This window comes from Amycolatopsis sp. NPDC041971 (assembly GCF_055588925.1).
This window is the reverse complement of the sequence record NZ_JBVJCE010000006.1, coordinates 42,129-56,952: the sequence shown is the minus strand read 5'-3', so window position 1 is coordinate 56,952 and position 14,824 is coordinate 42,129. Positions and strand designations below refer to the sequence as shown.

The 14,824-nt window shown below is 69.5% G+C and carries 15 protein-coding genes; 6 read left to right on the top strand and 9 right to left on the bottom strand.

Going from position 1 to position 14,824, the window contains the following annotated elements:
- The first annotated feature begins 197 nt into the window (after positions 1 to 197).
- Positions 198 to 563, top strand: a complete 366-nt coding sequence (locus ACZ6DT_RS14830) for a hypothetical protein (RefSeq protein WP_465594165.1) — start codon at positions 198 to 200, stop codon at positions 561 to 563.
- A gap of 58 nt (positions 564 to 621) precedes the next feature.
- Here the strand turns inward: ACZ6DT_RS14830 and ACZ6DT_RS14825 are convergent, their stop codons facing one another.
- The 3 genes from ACZ6DT_RS14825 to ACZ6DT_RS14815 form a co-directional block, all read right to left on the bottom strand.
- Positions 622 to 4,974 (bottom strand): HAD-IC family P-type ATPase, encoded by a 4,353-nt coding sequence (locus tag ACZ6DT_RS14825; protein WP_465594162.1) that lies wholly within the window; start codon positions 4,972 to 4,974, stop codon positions 622 to 624.
- Positions 4,975 to 5,053: 79 nt separating this feature from the next.
- A complete protein-coding gene (locus tag ACZ6DT_RS14820) occupies positions 5,054 to 5,716 on the bottom strand; it encodes a hypothetical protein (protein ID WP_465594159.1) in 663 nt (220 codons plus the stop codon).
- A gap of 2 nt (positions 5,717 to 5,718) precedes the next feature.
- On the bottom strand, positions 5,719 to 6,441 hold the full coding sequence (locus ACZ6DT_RS14815) for a helix-turn-helix domain-containing protein (RefSeq protein WP_465594156.1): 723 nt from the start codon (positions 6,439 to 6,441) through the stop codon (positions 5,719 to 5,721).
- A gap of 113 nt (positions 6,442 to 6,554) precedes the next feature.
- Here ACZ6DT_RS14815 and ACZ6DT_RS14810 point away from each other — a divergent pair, with 113 nt between their 5' ends.
- Positions 6,555 to 8,045: an alpha/beta hydrolase gene (locus ACZ6DT_RS14810; protein WP_465594153.1), complete on the top strand. Its 1,491-nt coding sequence runs from the start codon at positions 6,555 to 6,557 to the stop codon at positions 8,043 to 8,045.
- Positions 8,046 to 8,102: 57 nt separating this feature from the next.
- On the opposite strand, the gene ACZ6DT_RS14805 is transcribed toward ACZ6DT_RS14810, so the two are convergent.
- A complete protein-coding gene (locus ACZ6DT_RS14805; RefSeq protein WP_465594150.1) occupies positions 8,103 to 8,873 on the bottom strand; it encodes an alpha/beta fold hydrolase in 771 nt (256 codons plus the stop codon).
- On the bottom strand, positions 8,870 to 9,388 hold the full coding sequence (locus tag ACZ6DT_RS14800) for a PadR family transcriptional regulator (protein ID WP_465594147.1): 519 nt from the start codon (positions 9,386 to 9,388) through the stop codon (positions 8,870 to 8,872). Before ACZ6DT_RS14800 ends, ACZ6DT_RS14805 begins: the two co-directional genes overlap by 4 nt.
- A 142-nt stretch (positions 9,389 to 9,530) precedes the next feature.
- Here ACZ6DT_RS14800 and ACZ6DT_RS14795 point away from each other — a divergent pair, with 142 nt between their 5' ends.
- A complete protein-coding gene (locus ACZ6DT_RS14795) occupies positions 9,531 to 10,289 on the top strand; it encodes an SGNH/GDSL hydrolase family protein (protein WP_465594865.1) in 759 nt (252 codons plus the stop codon).
- Here the strand turns inward: ACZ6DT_RS14795 and ACZ6DT_RS14790 are convergent.
- The 4 genes from ACZ6DT_RS14790 to ACZ6DT_RS14775 form a co-directional block, all read right to left on the bottom strand.
- A complete protein-coding gene (locus ACZ6DT_RS14790; RefSeq protein WP_465594144.1) occupies positions 10,280 to 10,852 on the bottom strand; it encodes a TetR/AcrR family transcriptional regulator in 573 nt (190 codons plus the stop codon). The genes ACZ6DT_RS14795 and ACZ6DT_RS14790 overlap by 10 nt on opposite strands.
- A gap of 80 nt (positions 10,853 to 10,932) precedes the next feature.
- A complete protein-coding gene (locus ACZ6DT_RS14785; RefSeq protein WP_465594141.1) occupies positions 10,933 to 11,421 on the bottom strand; it encodes an SRPBCC family protein in 489 nt (162 codons plus the stop codon).
- On the bottom strand, positions 11,367 to 11,684 hold the full coding sequence (locus tag ACZ6DT_RS14780) for a metalloregulator ArsR/SmtB family transcription factor (protein ID WP_465594138.1): 318 nt from the start codon (positions 11,682 to 11,684) through the stop codon (positions 11,367 to 11,369). Before ACZ6DT_RS14780 ends, ACZ6DT_RS14785 begins: the two co-directional genes overlap by 55 nt.
- Positions 11,684 to 12,070 carry a VOC family protein gene (locus ACZ6DT_RS14775; protein ID WP_465594135.1) on the bottom strand — a complete coding sequence of 129 codons (387 nt, stop codon included), beginning with the start codon at positions 12,068 to 12,070 and terminating at the stop codon, positions 11,684 to 11,686. The genes ACZ6DT_RS14780 and ACZ6DT_RS14775 overlap by 1 nt, the downstream gene beginning before the upstream one ends.
- Positions 12,071 to 12,210: 140 nt before the next feature.
- Here ACZ6DT_RS14775 and ACZ6DT_RS14770 point away from each other — a divergent pair, with 140 nt between their 5' ends.
- The 3 genes from ACZ6DT_RS14770 to ACZ6DT_RS14760 are packed head-to-tail and all read left to right on the top strand — an operon-like array spanning position 12,211 to position 14,611.
- Positions 12,211 to 12,795, top strand: coding sequence for an NADPH-dependent FMN reductase (locus ACZ6DT_RS14770; RefSeq protein ID WP_465594132.1), 585 nt, complete (start codon positions 12,211 to 12,213; stop codon positions 12,793 to 12,795).
- Positions 12,792 to 14,240, top strand: coding sequence for a DHA2 family efflux MFS transporter permease subunit (locus tag ACZ6DT_RS14765; RefSeq protein WP_465594129.1), 1,449 nt, complete (start codon positions 12,792 to 12,794; stop codon positions 14,238 to 14,240). Before ACZ6DT_RS14770 ends, ACZ6DT_RS14765 begins: the two co-directional genes overlap by 4 nt.
- The gene (locus ACZ6DT_RS14760) at positions 14,237 to 14,611 is read left to right on the top strand and encodes a MerR family transcriptional regulator (protein WP_465594126.1); all 375 of its coding nucleotides are present in this window, start codon (positions 14,237 to 14,239) and stop codon (positions 14,609 to 14,611) included. The genes ACZ6DT_RS14765 and ACZ6DT_RS14760 overlap by 4 nt, the downstream gene beginning before the upstream one ends.
- Positions 14,612 to 14,824: the final 213 nt, after the last annotated feature.

The window sequence follows — 14,824 nt, the reverse complement described above, 5'->3', positions numbered from 1 at the left end:
CGGTGCGGTCCTGGGTAAGGGCCGACAAGGCGGACCTCGACGCGGTGCTCGCCTCGGAGTGGCCGTGGAAGCGCGTGGACCGCTGCGGCCGCTAGGCGGAAAGACGATCTTCGAAAGCCCGTACAGACTCGTCCGGTTCCAGTAGGGTCCTCAGGAGATCGCCACCAGGCGAAGAAACACCTGACTGGGGAGTCGAAGTGAAGAAGATCGGAGCGGCCGCGATCGTGGCCGGAACCGTACTGGGCACCGCCATCGCGGGAGCCGGTGCGGCCCACGCCGCCGGCGGTGCGGGGCCGAAAGAGTGTTACACGACCACAAGCTGCTCACTCGCGTCGGGATTTTTCCCCGGCGGGACCATTCACGTGGATCTCGAAGCGACCGCGGCACCCGGCTCACCCGACCACTGGTTCAAGTGGACGATCGGCAACTGCTCGGGCGGTGGTTACATCCACGCGCCGGCGAAGACGGAATCCTGCGTTCTGCCCGCCAGCTACTACACCCTGACCGTCGGTCCCTTGCAGTACCCGGTGAACTGGCGGATCGGCATTCGCTGGGACCGCTGAGTCGTCAGCGGTTGATGGCCCCTTCCCTCGGCTGTACGGAGGGAAGGGGCCATTCGCTTTACGTTTCGACGCCTCGGTGTCCGAGCAGCAACCCGCCGACGCTCGCCGCTCCGGCGCTGCCGAGTGCGATCCCCCAGCCGACCGGCCCGAGCGGCGTGCAGCCGAAGAACTGGCTGACCCCGGGGGTCTGGACCAGTACCGCCAGCAGTACGGCGGAGCCCAGACCCGCGGCGAGGACGGTGCCGTCCCGGCCGCCGACTGCCAGCGTCTGCCCGAGCTGGGTACCGATCAGGGACACGAGCGCGATCGTGCTCGCCCGCCGTTGCCTGCCGGTCAGCCTCGCGAGAGTCCAGGCGACGGACGCTCCGAGTGTCGTGGTCACCGCGCGCGTGGTGATGTCGCGCCGAAGAGCGTTCCCGAGTGACGCGCTGGGTCCCTCGCGCAGTAGTTCCGGCACGGTCTCGCCGTCCGGCCTGCTCAGCGCGATCGCCAATGCGGGCGCCAGGTCGGTGAGGAGGTTCATCAGCAGCAACTGGCGAGCGGTGAGCGGTGAGCGTCCGGTGACGACCGAGCCGAGCACGGTGAAGGCGATCTCTCCCAGGTTCCCGCCGAGCAGGATGCCGAGCGCCTCGCGGACCGACGCCCACATCGCCCGGCCTTCCACCAACGCGGCGACGATCGTCTCCAGCCGGTCGTCGGTCACCACGAGGTCCGCGGCCGCCCTCGCCGCGGCCGTGCCTCGCTGACCGAGCGCGATCCCGACGTCGGCGAGCCGGATGGCCGGCGCGTCGTTCGCGCCGTCACCGGTCATCGCGACGACGCGGCCACCGCGCTGGTAGGCCTGGATGATCCGGACCTTCTGCGCCGGGCTGCACCGGGCGATCACGTCCACGTCGGCGAGCTCGCGATCGAGTTCTTCGTCGGCGAGTTCCTCGATCCTCGCGCCGGTGAGCACCTTGGTGTCGCCGTTGCGGCCGGTGATCTCCTCGGAGACGGCCTCGCCGGTGGCCGGGTGATCGCCGGTGATCATCACCGTGCGCACTCCGGCCTCGCGCAACCGGTCCGCCGCCGGTGCGGCACTGTCACGCACCGGATCCGCCAAGGCGATGAAACCGAGCAGCCGGAGTTCGTCGACGTCGTCCTCGGAAAGGTCCTTGGTGGACACGGTCTTCTCGGCCACGGCGAGGACACGGTGCCCGGCGGCGGCCAGGTGTCCCACCCGCTTCGCCAACCGCTCCCGGCCTCCGGGACCCATCGGCCGATCGCCGTGCCGGGTGCACCGGGGAAGGACGGTCTCCGGTGCGCCCTTGACGCACATCAGGTACCGCTTGCCGATCTTCCCGTTGGTGGCGTGGAATCCTCGCGACGGCTCGAACGGGACGGCGCTGGTCTTCTCCCAGCCGCCGGCGTCCACGCCCGCGATGATGCCGCCTTCGAGCACGGCTCGATCCGTGTGGTGCGGCAGATCCTCGGGGTTCTCCGCCCGAGGCGTCGCGCGGACGGCCGCGGCCAGCACCTCCTGCTGACTTTTCCGCAGACGCCGCACCGAGGCGGTGGTCCTGCCGTCGTCGATCCTGCTGACGCTGAGCTTGCCTTCGGTGAGGGTGCCGGTCTTGTCGAAGCAGAGGACGTCGACCCGCCCGAGTGCTTCGATGGTGCGCGGATTGCGGACGAGCGCGCCGTGCTCGGCGAGCCTGCGGGCGGCCGCCAGCTGCGCCGCGTTCACCAGGAACGGCAGGCCTTCCGGCACCGACGCGACCGCGAGGTTCACCGCCGCCCCGACACTTTGCCGCAGCGGCACGCCACGGATGAGTCCGGCACCCGCCACGGCGACCGCCGAGCCGACCGCGACCGGCAGGGCCTGTTTGGTGAGCGACGCGAGCCGCGCTTCGACGCCGGTCTCGGGGGCGGCGCCTCGTGCGGCGGCCATCCCCCGGCCGACCTCGGTCTCGTCTCCGGTCGCCACGACGACGGCGAGCACCTTGCCGGCGGCGACCGTGGTGCCTTCGTACAGCATCGATGCCCGCTCGGCGAGTTCCGCGGCCACGACCGGCGCCGGAGCCTTCGGCACCGGCAGCGACTCCCCGGTCAACGACGACTCGTCGAGTTCCGCACCGGTCGCCTCGAGCACCCGGCAGTCCGCGGGCACGACGTCGCCGGACCGCAGCGATACGACGTCACCCCGCACCAGCGCGTCGGCGACGATCTGCCGCTCGGCGCCGTCGCGCACGACGGTGGTCACCGTCGCGGACCGTTCGAAGAGCCCGGCCAGCGCGCGGTCGGTGTGCACCTGCTGCACGCTGCCGATCAACGCGGACACTCCGACGATCCCGGCGACCAGCGCGGCGTCGACCGGAGACCCCACCACGGCCGAAACCGCCGCGCCACCGGCCAGTACCGGGGTCAACGGGTTGGCGAGTTCGGCCATGAACGCCTTCGCGATGCTCGTGCCGGCGTTGCCTTCGCCACCCGCACGATCGGCCGGTGCCCGCCGCCGGGCCTCGCGCTCGTCCAGACCACGCGGACCCGAGCCGAGCCGGTCGAGCACGAGGTCCGCGGGCATCAAGTGCCACGGCGGCGCGACGCGGCCCGAGGAAGGAGTCTTCCGCGCGCCGGTGAGAGTGCGAGCACGCCAGATCCCGTCACCGAAAGCCACGAGCGCCCCGGCGTTCACCGCGCGAAGGGCGCTCGCGGCGGGCCTGCGCCGGGCGCTGAGCGCGGTCACGCCGCCGATTCCACTGGCCGCGGTCGCGAACACCGTCGAGTCACGCACCACCGTCTTGGCGGCGGTGATCGCCTCGACGAGCAGGACGGCCGTGCCGACGTCGCGGCCGATCAGCACGTGTGCGCCCCAGGGCGGCGGGGTCCCGTCCTCGTGCACGCCGACTCCGCAGTCGGACGCCCCCAGCGCCCGGCGATCATCGGAAACCAGCATGACCACGCGTCCGCACGCCTGGAGTTCGCGGACGGCGTCGAGCACCACCCCACCGTCGGTCTGGACCACCCGCACACCGGCGGCCTCGGCCGCGGAAGCCAACGCGTCCACGTCGGGTGAGAGCTCCTGGGCGACGGCGAGCAACCCAGCCGGCCGCCCGTCACGGACCAGCCCCAGCACCAGATGGGCGCCCTGATCCAGCATCCGCCGCCGTTCGGGGAATCGCTCATCGCCGGTGACGTCCAGCTCGTCGACCGGGCCGAGCGTCCACTCGCCGTCCCGCCGGACCACCTCGGGTTTCTCCGGGTCGAACAAGGCGAAAGCGGCGGCCGTCAGATCCGCCGGGTCGGCACCGGGCAAGGGAACCAGATCGCTGAGGACGTTCGCCCCCGCACCGAGCGCCGGGGTGTCGATGACGAAAGTGTCGAGGAGGTCGAGCCTGCGCAGCACGGACCGGTCCATCACCAGCGCGCCGCGCCTGGCGAGAACCTGGCCCAGCTGGGCGGAGAAGGCGGCCGCGCCGTTGGCGGGGGCCTTGGGCAACGCGGAGATCCCGACCGCGGCGGCGCGCCTCGGCCCGACGAACGGCAGGGTCACCGCGGCGGCCGCGGCCCCGGCGGCGATGGACCGCCGCGCGTGACGATCGGCGGCACTTTCCGGAAGCGGCCAGGGTCGTTCACTCACCACCGAGTCGGCGCCGGCGTGCTCGCGCTGCCCGACCAGCCTGGACTCGGCCTGGCACCAGGCACGCTGGTGTGCCTTGGCCTCCCGCCATTGGGTGCCGCGGACCATGATGTCCAGGACCGTTCCCTCGCTACGGGCCGCGAGACCGTGGACCAGCGCCGCACCGATGGAGGTGGCCGAATCCGCCCTCTCCCGTCCGCGCAGCTTCCGGTCGGCCAAGGCACGCGACCGCGGGTGCAGGTCGACGAGTGACGCCAGTGCCGCGACCTCCGTCGGCAACGGAGCCCACGGCATGACTTTCGAAGCCACCGACAACATCAGTCCCGCGACGTCCGCAGCGAGGGTGGACGGCAGCCGGGTCGCCGTGGTGCCGTCCGCCGGATGGTGCAGTTCGTCCTCTTCGACCCGCTCGGCTTCGGAGGCGGGCTCCGCCTCGGCTCGCTCGACCGCGCGGATCAGCTCCAGGCGCCGGGGCCCCGGCTCTCCGACCGCGACGACCACTCGGGACGTCGGCGCGTTCACCTGCGCCCATCGCACACCGGGGATCTCCGCCAAGGCTCGTTCCACCCGCCGGGCGACGCGAGCGCCGTCCGGTCCTTTCACGCCGTGCGTCTCGATGTAGAGCCTGCCGGGACACGACCAGACCGCCCGCCGCGGTCCGCGTCCGGGAATCCCCTCCAGCGGAACAAGTGCCAGCCCGGCGAGCCCCCGGGCGACCCGCCCCAGCGCCCGCGACGGTTTGGGGAAGGCGACACCCAGCACGTCCACGGTCTCCAGGTCCGTCCGCCGCATGCGGCATCTCCTCACGCTCGGTGCCTTGTTGATCTCACCGAGTTACCCGCGCGCCGGAACGTCGAACCCCCTTACCACCTCAAGAGGTGACGGAGTCGATCAATCGGTTGTACCGGAGCCTCAGCGCGCGTTCGAGGACGGAGAAGAATCCCGCCACCGCGAGAGTGATCTTCGCCCATTGCGGCAGCGTTACCGGTGAAGTGAACGCACCGACGTATTCGGCGACGACGGGGATCTTGGTGACGGCCTCCGCGCCCTGGAGCAGGCTGACGACGAGCGCGATCAGCAGGATCACGAGCGAGACCGCGCCGATCGCGGCACTGGTCCGGGGAAACCGCCGTCCGAACCTCGCCCGCAGTCCTTCCTGCGAACGAGGGTGAGGACGCAGTGTTCGCTCGCCGCCGTGGTCGGGGACGAAGTGCATGCGCTTCAGCCCGACCGCGCTGGTGGCGACTTCGATGACGCCTCCCGACACGGGGAACACCGCGGGCAGGTTGGACCGGAAGAGCTGGACGCCGTCCCGGTACAGCGCGGCGGGGCTTTTCCCGGCCCCGTCTTCGTGCTGCTTCCGGGTCTTGGCGTCGGCGAGGTATCGGACGTCGACCGCGTAAACGTGTGCTTCGAGCTCGAGGGAGAACAGCGAACGGGAGAAAAGCTGCCATCGACGATATTCGGCCAGCGCGGATCCGTCCCCGGACCTGACCCTGGAGAGCCGCCACCGTCGCTCGAGTTCCTTGACCATGATCAGGGCATCCCTTCCGGTGGGGTGAGGTCGAGGATGGCGTTCACGCGCTGCAGGACGTCGAGCTGGGCCTGGTTGTACAGATCCACCACCCCGTGGAGGACGACCGGTTTGGTGAGGGCCTTCCACGTCTTCGCGTCCAGCAAGCCGGGTTGGGCTTCGTACTGACCGCGGGCCAGCGGCGCGAGGTCCTCGGCGACACGCTGCCGCGTCGCGTCGTCGGCGTCCGCGGGCAGCGCGTCGAACTCCGTCTGCACGACGGGGCGGGACGTCGGTTGCAGCTCGTGCAGCGAAGCCATCGTGGCCGGGTCCAGCACGGTCGAAAAGATCATCATCAACGATCGCTCCTCCTCCGGCATGCCCTCGACGTTCCCGTCGAAACCCGGCGGCAGGTCCACCAGGCTGCGGCGGCGCAGGATCAACGCCAGCTCGTCGCGCATCCGCTGCTGCCGTTCGATACTCGCCCGCAGTTCCTCGTCCAGCGCGCGCAGCGTCTGCTCCGAACGCTCCTCCGACTCCGCCATCGTCGGGATCTCGGACAGCGGCACACCCAGCTCCACCAGCCGCCGGATCCGCAGCAACCGGAGCAGATGCTCGACCCGGTACCGCTTGTATCCGTTGTGCGCTCGTTCCGGCTCGTCGAGCAACCCGATCCGGTGGTAGTAGCGGACGGTCTTCAACGTCGTGCCGGCCAGTTCCGCCAGCTCCCGTGTACTCCAGGACATCTCCCGCATTGGACACCGTGCCCCAGGGGCATGGTCAAGCGGCCTTGACCATGCCCCGAGGGCACGGACTCGAATACGCAAGTCGGTGATCACATCGAGATCGGGGAAAGATGATGAGACGGAAACGGGTTGCGGCACTGGCCGTGATCCTCGGCCTCACGGTGCCGCTGTTCGCGTCGCCCGCCGGGGCGGACGAACCCGCGAAAGGACTGACGTGGGCCACGTGCCCCGAGGACGTGGGGGTGCCGGCGGGCATCGTGCTGCAGTGCGCCACGGTGCCGGTGCCGCTGGACTACCGGACGCCGAAGGGCGAGCAGATCGACGTCATGATCTCGCGGCTGGCCAGCACTAAACCGGCGGCGCGGCGAGGTGTGCTCATGCTGAACCCGGGCGGCCCGGGTGGGTCGGGGCTGTCGTTCCCCGCGGATCTCGCCTCGCACGGCATGCCCGCGAGTGTCCTGGACGGCTACGACGTGATCGGCATGGACACCAGAGGGATCGGGCACTCGACTCCGGTGACCTGCGGATTCACGGCCGAGCAGGAGTATCTGGGCAACATCCCGCCGTACGCGGTGGACGAAGCGGCGATCGCCCAGCAGGCGAAGATCGCGAAGGCGGTGGCCGCACAGTGCGCCGCGAACGACAAGGACGGCAGGCTGCGGCACATATCGACGGCGAACATGGCGAGGGACCTCGACCGGATCCGGGTCGCGCTCGGCGAGGAGAAGGCCAGCTTCCTGGGGTATTCGTACGGCTCCGCGCTCGGCGCGGCGTACGCCTCGATGTTCCCCGAGAAGTCCGACCGGGTGGTACTCGACAGCAACGTCGGCGATACCCACCTCAATCGCGAAGGGCTGCGCAGGTTCGGGCTCGGCGCCGAGGAGACCTTCCCGGACTTCGCGAAGTGGGTGGCGGCACGACATGAGTCCTACGGTCTCGGCCGTACAGCCGCCGAAGTGCGCAGGACGTACTTCGCGCTCGCCGAGAAACTGGACAAGACGCCCGTGAACGGCTTCGACGGGCGTTTGTTCCGGCTGGCCACCTTCGCGGGCCTTTACGGGAAGACGAGGTACGGGCAAACGGCGCAGTGGTGGCAGTCGGTCCGTGACGGCGACAAGGCAGTGGCGGAACGCGTCGCCTCCGAAGCGAAGCGCCTGTCCCTCGCGGCCGCGCCGTCACCGTCGGACAACCCGTGGTCGGTGTTCCTCGCGGTGACGTGCAATGACGTCGCCTGGCCCTCGGACGTGCGCACCTATCAGCGTGGCGTGGCCGAAGACCGTGAGCGGTACCCCCTCTACGGCGCCGCCGGAGCGAACATCGTGCCGTGCGCGTTCTGGCCTTACGCACCGGCCGAACCCCCGGTGGCGGTCAAGGGCAAGGGCCCGGAGAACGTGCTGGTCGTCCAGAACCGGCGGGACCCCGTGACACCGCTGTGGGGCGGGCAGCTGATCGACGAGAAGTTCGGTGCCCGATCGCGGCTGGTGACCGTGGACGCCAGTGGCCACGGCGTGTACGTCCTCGGCGGCAACGCCTGCGCGCTGAACACCACGACGAACTTCCTGATGTCCGGGAAGCTGCCGAAGCGCGACGTGTTCTGCTCGTGATCGACCGGTGGAGGGCCCAGGTGCTGTCCTGGGCCCTCCACCTGACCGAGCGCCTGGTCAACCCTCGAGACGCGGATCAACGGCTCCCTCGAGCCATGTGCGCAGGACAGCGTTGAACAATTCGGCGTCCTCCACATTCCAGATGTGGTGCATCCCCGGCGCCAGCCGGGCACAGGTCTGGGGCGCGACTCGCGCGATTTCCGACAGGGATCGCCGCACCGCGGCGGAATCCTTCTCTCCCGCGATCGCGAGCAATGGCCCCCGATAGCGACGTACTTCCGCGGGCACTCCACCCGCGCACACTTCGGCGACCATCGCGGACTCGGTCTCCCGGCGCACCGAAAGACCGTGCTCGACATACCGGGCGCGTGAGTCTCCGGGGAGTCCGAAGACCGAGGCTTGAGCGCGCCAGAACCAGCGGGTCCGCAGAAAGACCCCCTGCAGTTTGCAGTACAGCCGCAACCCGGCACCGGCGGGCACGAGTGGTGCGCTGGTCAGGAACGCCGAACTCACCCGGTCCGGATGCCGCGCCAGCACACGCAACGCCGTGAGGGCTCCGAGGGAAAGCCCGACGAGATCGAAAGGACCGGCGACCCCGTGAGCGGACACCCTCGCGACGACGTCGTCCGCTACCGCGTCCAGTCCCGGCCAGTCCTCGCCGACCCGCTCGCCGAAACCCGGCAGATCCGGCGTGAGCACGGTCCGGTCGCCGAACGCGGACACTTGCGGCTCCCACATCCAGTTCGCGGCGTTGCCGCCGTGCAACAGCACCACAGGCCGCTCCGTCGCGTCCGTCCCGGCGAAGTGCACCTCGGGGAACGCTGTCACGCGAGCTCCTCTTCCACAGTGTCGAGCCAGGCCAGTTCGACGCGCAGATGCGCGATCCCGTTGTCCAACGTGGACAGTCGCAGCCTGCCCGCGCGATCAGACGCGGGCGACTCGGCCCGCGTCCGTTCGAACCTCTCCAGCCGGGATCGGATCACCTCGCGATGTCCTGTCAAGAGTGAGCGGAAGGCGTCATCGTCGAGGTCCGCGCCGAAGAACACCCTTCCGAGGAACGGATCGCGCTCGACGTGACGCTCGGGCTCGCTCGCCAGCCACTCGGCGAGAGCCGTCCGCCCCGCCGCGGTGATGCGGTGTTCCTGCCGGTCCGGCGCTCCGGAACCGGCCACCTTTTCGACATCGGCGAGCCCGTCGGTGACGAGCCGGGCGAGGGTGCGATAGATCTGCGCTTTGTCCGCCGCCCAGAAGTGACCGACCGTCGAGTCGAAATGGCGTTTGAGGTCGTAGCCGGTCATGGGCGAGAGGGCGAGCAACCCCAGGATGAGGCGGGAGAGAACCATACTGCTAGTAGACAAGTCATCTATATGATTTGTCAACTAGCGTCTTCGTCTCGGAAACCCATGCCCGACCGCGGCGCACCCACCTGGGTAGCATCCCTCCTATGCCATCACCATTTAAGGGGGCAGCCTCGTGCCTTACGCGATAAGCAAGCGCTTAGTCAGTCTCGGGGATTCCTTCACCGAGGGGGTCGGCGACGAGGACCCGTCGTCGCCCAACGGCGTCCGCGGCTGGGCAGACCGCGTCGCGGGCACGCTCGCGGCCAACCACCAGGACTTCCGCTACGCCAATCTCGCGATCCGCGGCAAACTCCTCCGACAGGTCCTCGCCGAGCAGCTCGACCCGGCGCTCGCGCTGAACCCGGACCTCGTGACGCTGTACGCCGGCGGCAACGATCTGATGCGGCCGAAGGTCGACATCGACGCCCTCATCGACGACTACGACGTCGCTGTCGGCAAGGTCGTGGCCACGGGTGCGCGGGTCGTCCTCTTCACCGGTGTCGACGGGGTCGAAGACGCGCTGTTCCGCAGGATCCGGGGCCGGGTCGCGATCTACAACGAGCACGTACGCGGCATCGCCGCGCGGCACGGAACACTGCTCGTGGATATGTGGGCAATGCGGCGACTACGGGACAGGCGACTGTGGGCGCCGGACCGACTGCACCTGAACTCGTTGGGACACAACGAGATCGCCATCGCCGTCCTCGACGCGCTCGGCGAACCGCACAAGCTGACACCCGCCGAACTCGGACCGCGACCGTCGCTGAGCCCGCAGGCGCGGCGCACCGAGAACCTCCAATGGGGCAAGGAGCACGCTGTCCCGTGGATCCAGCGCAGACTGCGTGGCGAATCCTCGGGCGACGAACTCGCACCGAAGCGGCCGACGATGGGCCCCTACGCCTGACGCGGCCGAAGCCCGTCGAAGAGGATGCAGATCGTCCGGGCCCGGAACTCGGGTCCGGCATGCTCCGCCGCCTTCGCCGTTCCGATGATCACCGGGATCAGTTCGTCGACGCCGAGGTCCTCGCGGACGTCGCCGGTGCCCTGAGCCCGGCCGAGCAGAACGCCGAGCGCGTCCTTCAGACGGACGGCGATGACCGACCCGGCCGACGGAATGCTGACTCCGGCCGCGGACAGGGCTTCGAAGTAGGCGTTCTTGGCACCCGACATTTCGATCCAACCGGTCAGGAACGCGAAGAACGCGGCGCCCGGTTCGGGTGAGTCGGCGGCCACCGTGGCTTCCGCTTCGTCGACGAAGCGGTGAAGGCGCGCGAAGAGCACCGCCTCCAAAAGCGCCTCTTTCGTGGGAAAGTGCCGGAACACGGTGCCGACACCGACGCCTGCTTCGCGGGCGACTTCTTCGGTCGGCGCACTGGTGCCTTTGGTCGTGAAGACGCGCTCCGCGGCCTCCAACACCCGTGTGCGGTTACGGCGGGCATCGGCTCGGAGCGGTTTCTCGTCCGTCACAGCGGGGATCCTAGACCCGCTGTCGAGAGCCTGTCCGGCGACTCGGTTCCCGCGAGCGGCAAGGACGAGTTCGATTCCTTTCAGTCCGGCATCTCGTCCAGCACCCGCGCCAGCGCCCTCGGGACCCCGGTGCGCCAGCCGCCGCCCATGATCCGGCGTGACCTCCGCTGGAACTCGTCGTCGGGGTCGAAGCCCTCGTGACTGAGGAACAGCCTGGTCCCCCGGCCTTCCGGCGCGAGCCGCCAGGTGACCGTCCACTCCGGACCCCAGCTGATGCTCAGCAACCGTTCCGGCTCGACGGCCAGCACCTCGCAGGCGACCGGCCCGCCCTCGAATCCGGCGGCGGGCACGGGGTCCGCGAGTAGTTCGAACCGGTGCCCCACAACGGGTTTGATGTCGTTCGGCATCCGGAGCCAGCGTTCCAGCAGATGCGGTTCGGTCAGCGCGCGCCACACCTTGCGCGGCGGATGCGCCAGGAACTGATCGACGTGAATGGCCGTCGGATCCTCGTCGTTCAGAACTCCTCCTCGTCCAGGAGATCGCGCAGGCCGCCCAGCTTGCCGCGCCAATAGCGCTCGTAGGGAGAAAGCCAGTCGGAGACCTCTTGCAGTGGAGCGGCCTCGAGAGAGTAGACACGATTGCGGCCCTGCCGCTTTTCCCGGACGAGTCCGGCTTCGCGCAATACCCGAAGGTGTTCCGACAGGCTGGGCCGCCGCATGTCGAAGCGTTCGGCGATCTCCCCCGCCGCCCGCGGGCCGTCGAGGAGGATGCCCAGTACCTCGCGGCGGGCCGGATTGGCGAGCGCGGCGAAGACGTCGTCGTTGACCGGCACTAGCGCGGCCAGTTGCCGTAGCCGGACGGTTCGAGCAATCCCATCGCGTTGCCGTCGGGATCCTTCAACGACGTCACGCGACCCCACGGCATCTCCGCCGCGTCGTCGACCTCGATGCCCTGGGCACGAAGCTCCGCGATGTCGGCATCGACGTCGGCGGTGCTCAGCTGGAAACGCACGGGCACCTCGTGGTCGAGCCCGCCGACGGCGCGGTCGACCAGGACGATGCCGGTCTCCGCCTCCTTGGGGCCGACCATGACGAACGGGCCGTGCGGGCCGCTGACGTCGACGAGCAGATCGAAGCCGAGCTTGCCGACGTAGAAGTCCCGAGCCCTGACCTGATCGGCAACCGGCATGGTGAGGAACTGGACGCGGTCGATGTTCATCCCGCCACCATAGGTAGGATATTTCCTACATGTCAAACCCAGTTCCACCTACAACCTCGACTTAACCAGAGGTCCAGGGTTCGTGACCAGGGCCGCAAGAGCTTGAGTTCGCCTATGGACGAGCTTTTAGCGTCTTCCGCATGACCACAGAAAACACCGCCCACTCCCCCATCCGCCTCGCCGTGATCATCGGCAGCGTCCGGCACGAACGGTTCGCCGACGCCATCACGGCCTGGCTGCTGACCGAACTCGCCGCGATCGACGGAGTGGAGGTCGACCCCATCGACCTCGCCGACATCGACCTCCCCTTGCAGGGAACGCAACCCGGCGGCACCGAGACGGTGATCAGCGACAGGCTGCGCGCGGCCGACGCCTACCTCGTCGTCACCCCGGAGTACAACCACAGTTTCCCGGCGGCGCTGAAGAACGCGATCGACTGGCACTTCACCGAATGGGCGTACAAACCCGTCGCGTTCGTCGGCTACGGCGCCGGTTCGGGCGGTATCCGCGCGATCGAGCAACTGCGGCTGATCTTCCCCGAACTGCGGGCCACCACCACCCGCGACGCGGTGCTGCTGAACGCTCCGTGGACCCGCCTGGGCCCGAACGGGTACGAGGGCACCGAAGGCGAGCGCGGCGCGCTGGCCGCGACGATGACCGAACTGGGCTGGTGGGCCCGCACCCTGCGCGCCGGACGCGTCACGGCTCAGGCCGGTGCGGCATGAACCGCCTGACCGGACAAGAACTGCGTATCGCCGCGGTGATCGCGCTCGGCGGGTTGATGGCCGTTCTCGACACCACGATCGTCGCGGTCGCGCTGCCGCGGTTCATGACGACCTTCTCCGCGTCGCTCACCACGATCCAGTGGATCGCGACCGCCTACGCGCTCGGTATGGTCGCCGCGATGCCGCTCGCGGCGACCTTCGCGCAACGCTGGGGAGCGCGCCGGGTGTACCTGGTCGCGCTGCTCGTGTTCGCGGCGACGTCCGCGGCCGCCGGCGCCGCCGGCGATCTGGGCTGGCTGATCGCCGCACGGGCGGTGCAGGGTCTCGCCGGCGGCCTCATCAATCCGCTGGGGATGACCATCGGTTTCGGCGCGGTGGCGGCGGAGCACCGGAGCCGGATGACCACGATCACCGGTCTGCCCTTGCTGGTCGGTCCGATCCTCGGTCCGATGCTCGGCGGACTCCTGCTGGACAGCGTGTCGTGGCGGGCGCTGTTCTTCATCACCGTTCCGCCCGCCCTGCTCGCCGTCGCGGGCGTGCTGCGCTGGGTGCCCGCCGACACCCCGGCGGCGGAACGCGCTCCGATCGATTTCGCCGGCGGCCTGCTGCTCGTCCCCGGTGTCGTCGCGGTGGCGTACGGATTCAGCGAAGAGACATTCGGCCTGGAAACCCGAATGGCGATCGTCGCCGCCGGACTGGCGCTCGTGACCGTGTTCATCCGGAGGTCGTGGCGTCATCACGCACCCCTGCTGAACGTCCGGCTCCTGCGCGACCGGACGTTCGGGCGCAACGCCGCGGTCCTCGTCCTGTACGCCGGGCCGTACTTCGGTTCGATGCTGCTGATGCCCGCCTACATTCAGGTGATGCGCGGCGATTCGGCACTGACCAGCGCGCTGATGATGGTGCCGAGCACGATCGGGATGGGCCTCACCATCCAGTTCGCCGCCCGCGTACTGGAACGCTTCGGCCCGCGGATCGTCGTCGGGACCGGGCTGAGCCTCGCGATCATCTCGACCGCACTGACCATCTTCGTCCTGACACCGGACACGCCCTACCCGGTGCTGGCGATCTTGGGAGTGCTCCAAGGTGCGGGCACGGGGGCGATCATGTTGCCCACCATCGTGAGCGCGGGCCGGCACCTGAACGGCCCCGACCTCGCGTCCGGTTCCGCGATCCTTCCCTTGTCAAGCACCATCGCGAGCGCCGTCGGCACGGCGGTGGTGAGCGCGGTGTTCACGGGGCTGATCGCTGCCGCCACCGCGGGGCGGGGTCTCGCCGCGCTGAGCGATCCGTCGGCGGGCTCGGCGCTCACCGGGGAGATCGTCGACGCGTATCGTCTGACTCTTGTCGGTATCCTCGCGGTCATGGTGCTCGCCCTGGTGGTCAGGTTGCGGACCAAGCCCACTCCGGCAGCGGAACCCAGCACGGTACGGAGCGCGGCATGACAACGCCGACACAATCCCTGGCGGATGCCTGGCTGACCGTCAGCGAGGTCGCGAGCAAGGCCGGGGTCTCGGCCAACGCCGTCCGCTACTACGAGCGCTACCGCATAATCACCGCCGAACGCACCGCCGGCAACGCACGCCGGTTCACGATCGACGCCATCTGCCGGATCCGGCTCGCGGTCGCCGCCCAGCGCGTCGGGCTCAGCCTCGCCGAAAGCGCGGAGATCCTGGCCGAGATCCCGCCGATGTCCTCCGACCTCGGGCAGTGGTCACGCGCCGGGCAACGACTCGTCGACGCCGGGCAGGCCCGCATCGCCGAACTCGCCACCGTGGTCGACGAGTACCGGACGCTCGAGTTCATCAGGAGCTGAACGGTCCGTCCGCCGCGTTCGACCAGCGGAACGCCGGGCGGGAACGTAGTGCTCGTAGTCCGCGAAGGCCTCCCTACCTACCCTGAAGGTCAGGACCCGGGCCAATTCGCATAGCCGCTGGTCGGTGCTGGGGGTCGGGGGGGGGGGGGGGGGGGGTGTGGGCGCGCACACCCATCACCACCCCCACCCCCAACCACCCACCCCCCCCCTCCC

What these genes read in the sequence shown, in the direction of transcription:
- ACZ6DT_RS14760 (WP_465594126.1), top strand. Translation starts at nt 14,237, where the DNA reads ATGACAACGCCGACACAATCCCTGGCGGATGCCTGGCTGACCGTCAGC.
- ACZ6DT_RS14825 (WP_465594162.1), bottom strand. Translation starts at nt 4,974, where the DNA reads ATGCGGCGGACGGACCTGGAGACCGTGGACGTGCTGGGTGTCGCCTTC.
- ACZ6DT_RS14775 (WP_465594135.1), bottom strand. Translation starts at nt 12,070, where the DNA reads ATGAACATCGACCGCGTCCAGTTCCTCACCATGCCGGTTGCCGATCAG.
- ACZ6DT_RS14800 (WP_465594147.1), bottom strand. Translation starts at nt 9,388, where the DNA reads ATGGTTCTCTCCCGCCTCATCCTGGGGTTGCTCGCCCTCTCGCCCATG.
- ACZ6DT_RS14820 (WP_465594159.1), bottom strand. Translation starts at nt 5,716, where the DNA reads ATGGTCAAGGAACTCGAGCGACGGTGGCGGCTCTCCAGGGTCAGGTCC.
- ACZ6DT_RS14770 (WP_465594132.1), top strand. Translation starts at nt 12,211, where the DNA reads ATGACCACAGAAAACACCGCCCACTCCCCCATCCGCCTCGCCGTGATC.
- ACZ6DT_RS14815 (WP_465594156.1), bottom strand. Translation starts at nt 6,441, where the DNA reads ATGTCCTGGAGTACACGGGAGCTGGCGGAACTGGCCGGCACGACGTTG.
- ACZ6DT_RS14765 (WP_465594129.1), top strand. Translation starts at nt 12,792, where the DNA reads ATGAACCGCCTGACCGGACAAGAACTGCGTATCGCCGCGGTGATCGCG.
- ACZ6DT_RS14810 (WP_465594153.1), top strand. Translation starts at nt 6,555, where the DNA reads ATGAGACGGAAACGGGTTGCGGCACTGGCCGTGATCCTCGGCCTCACG.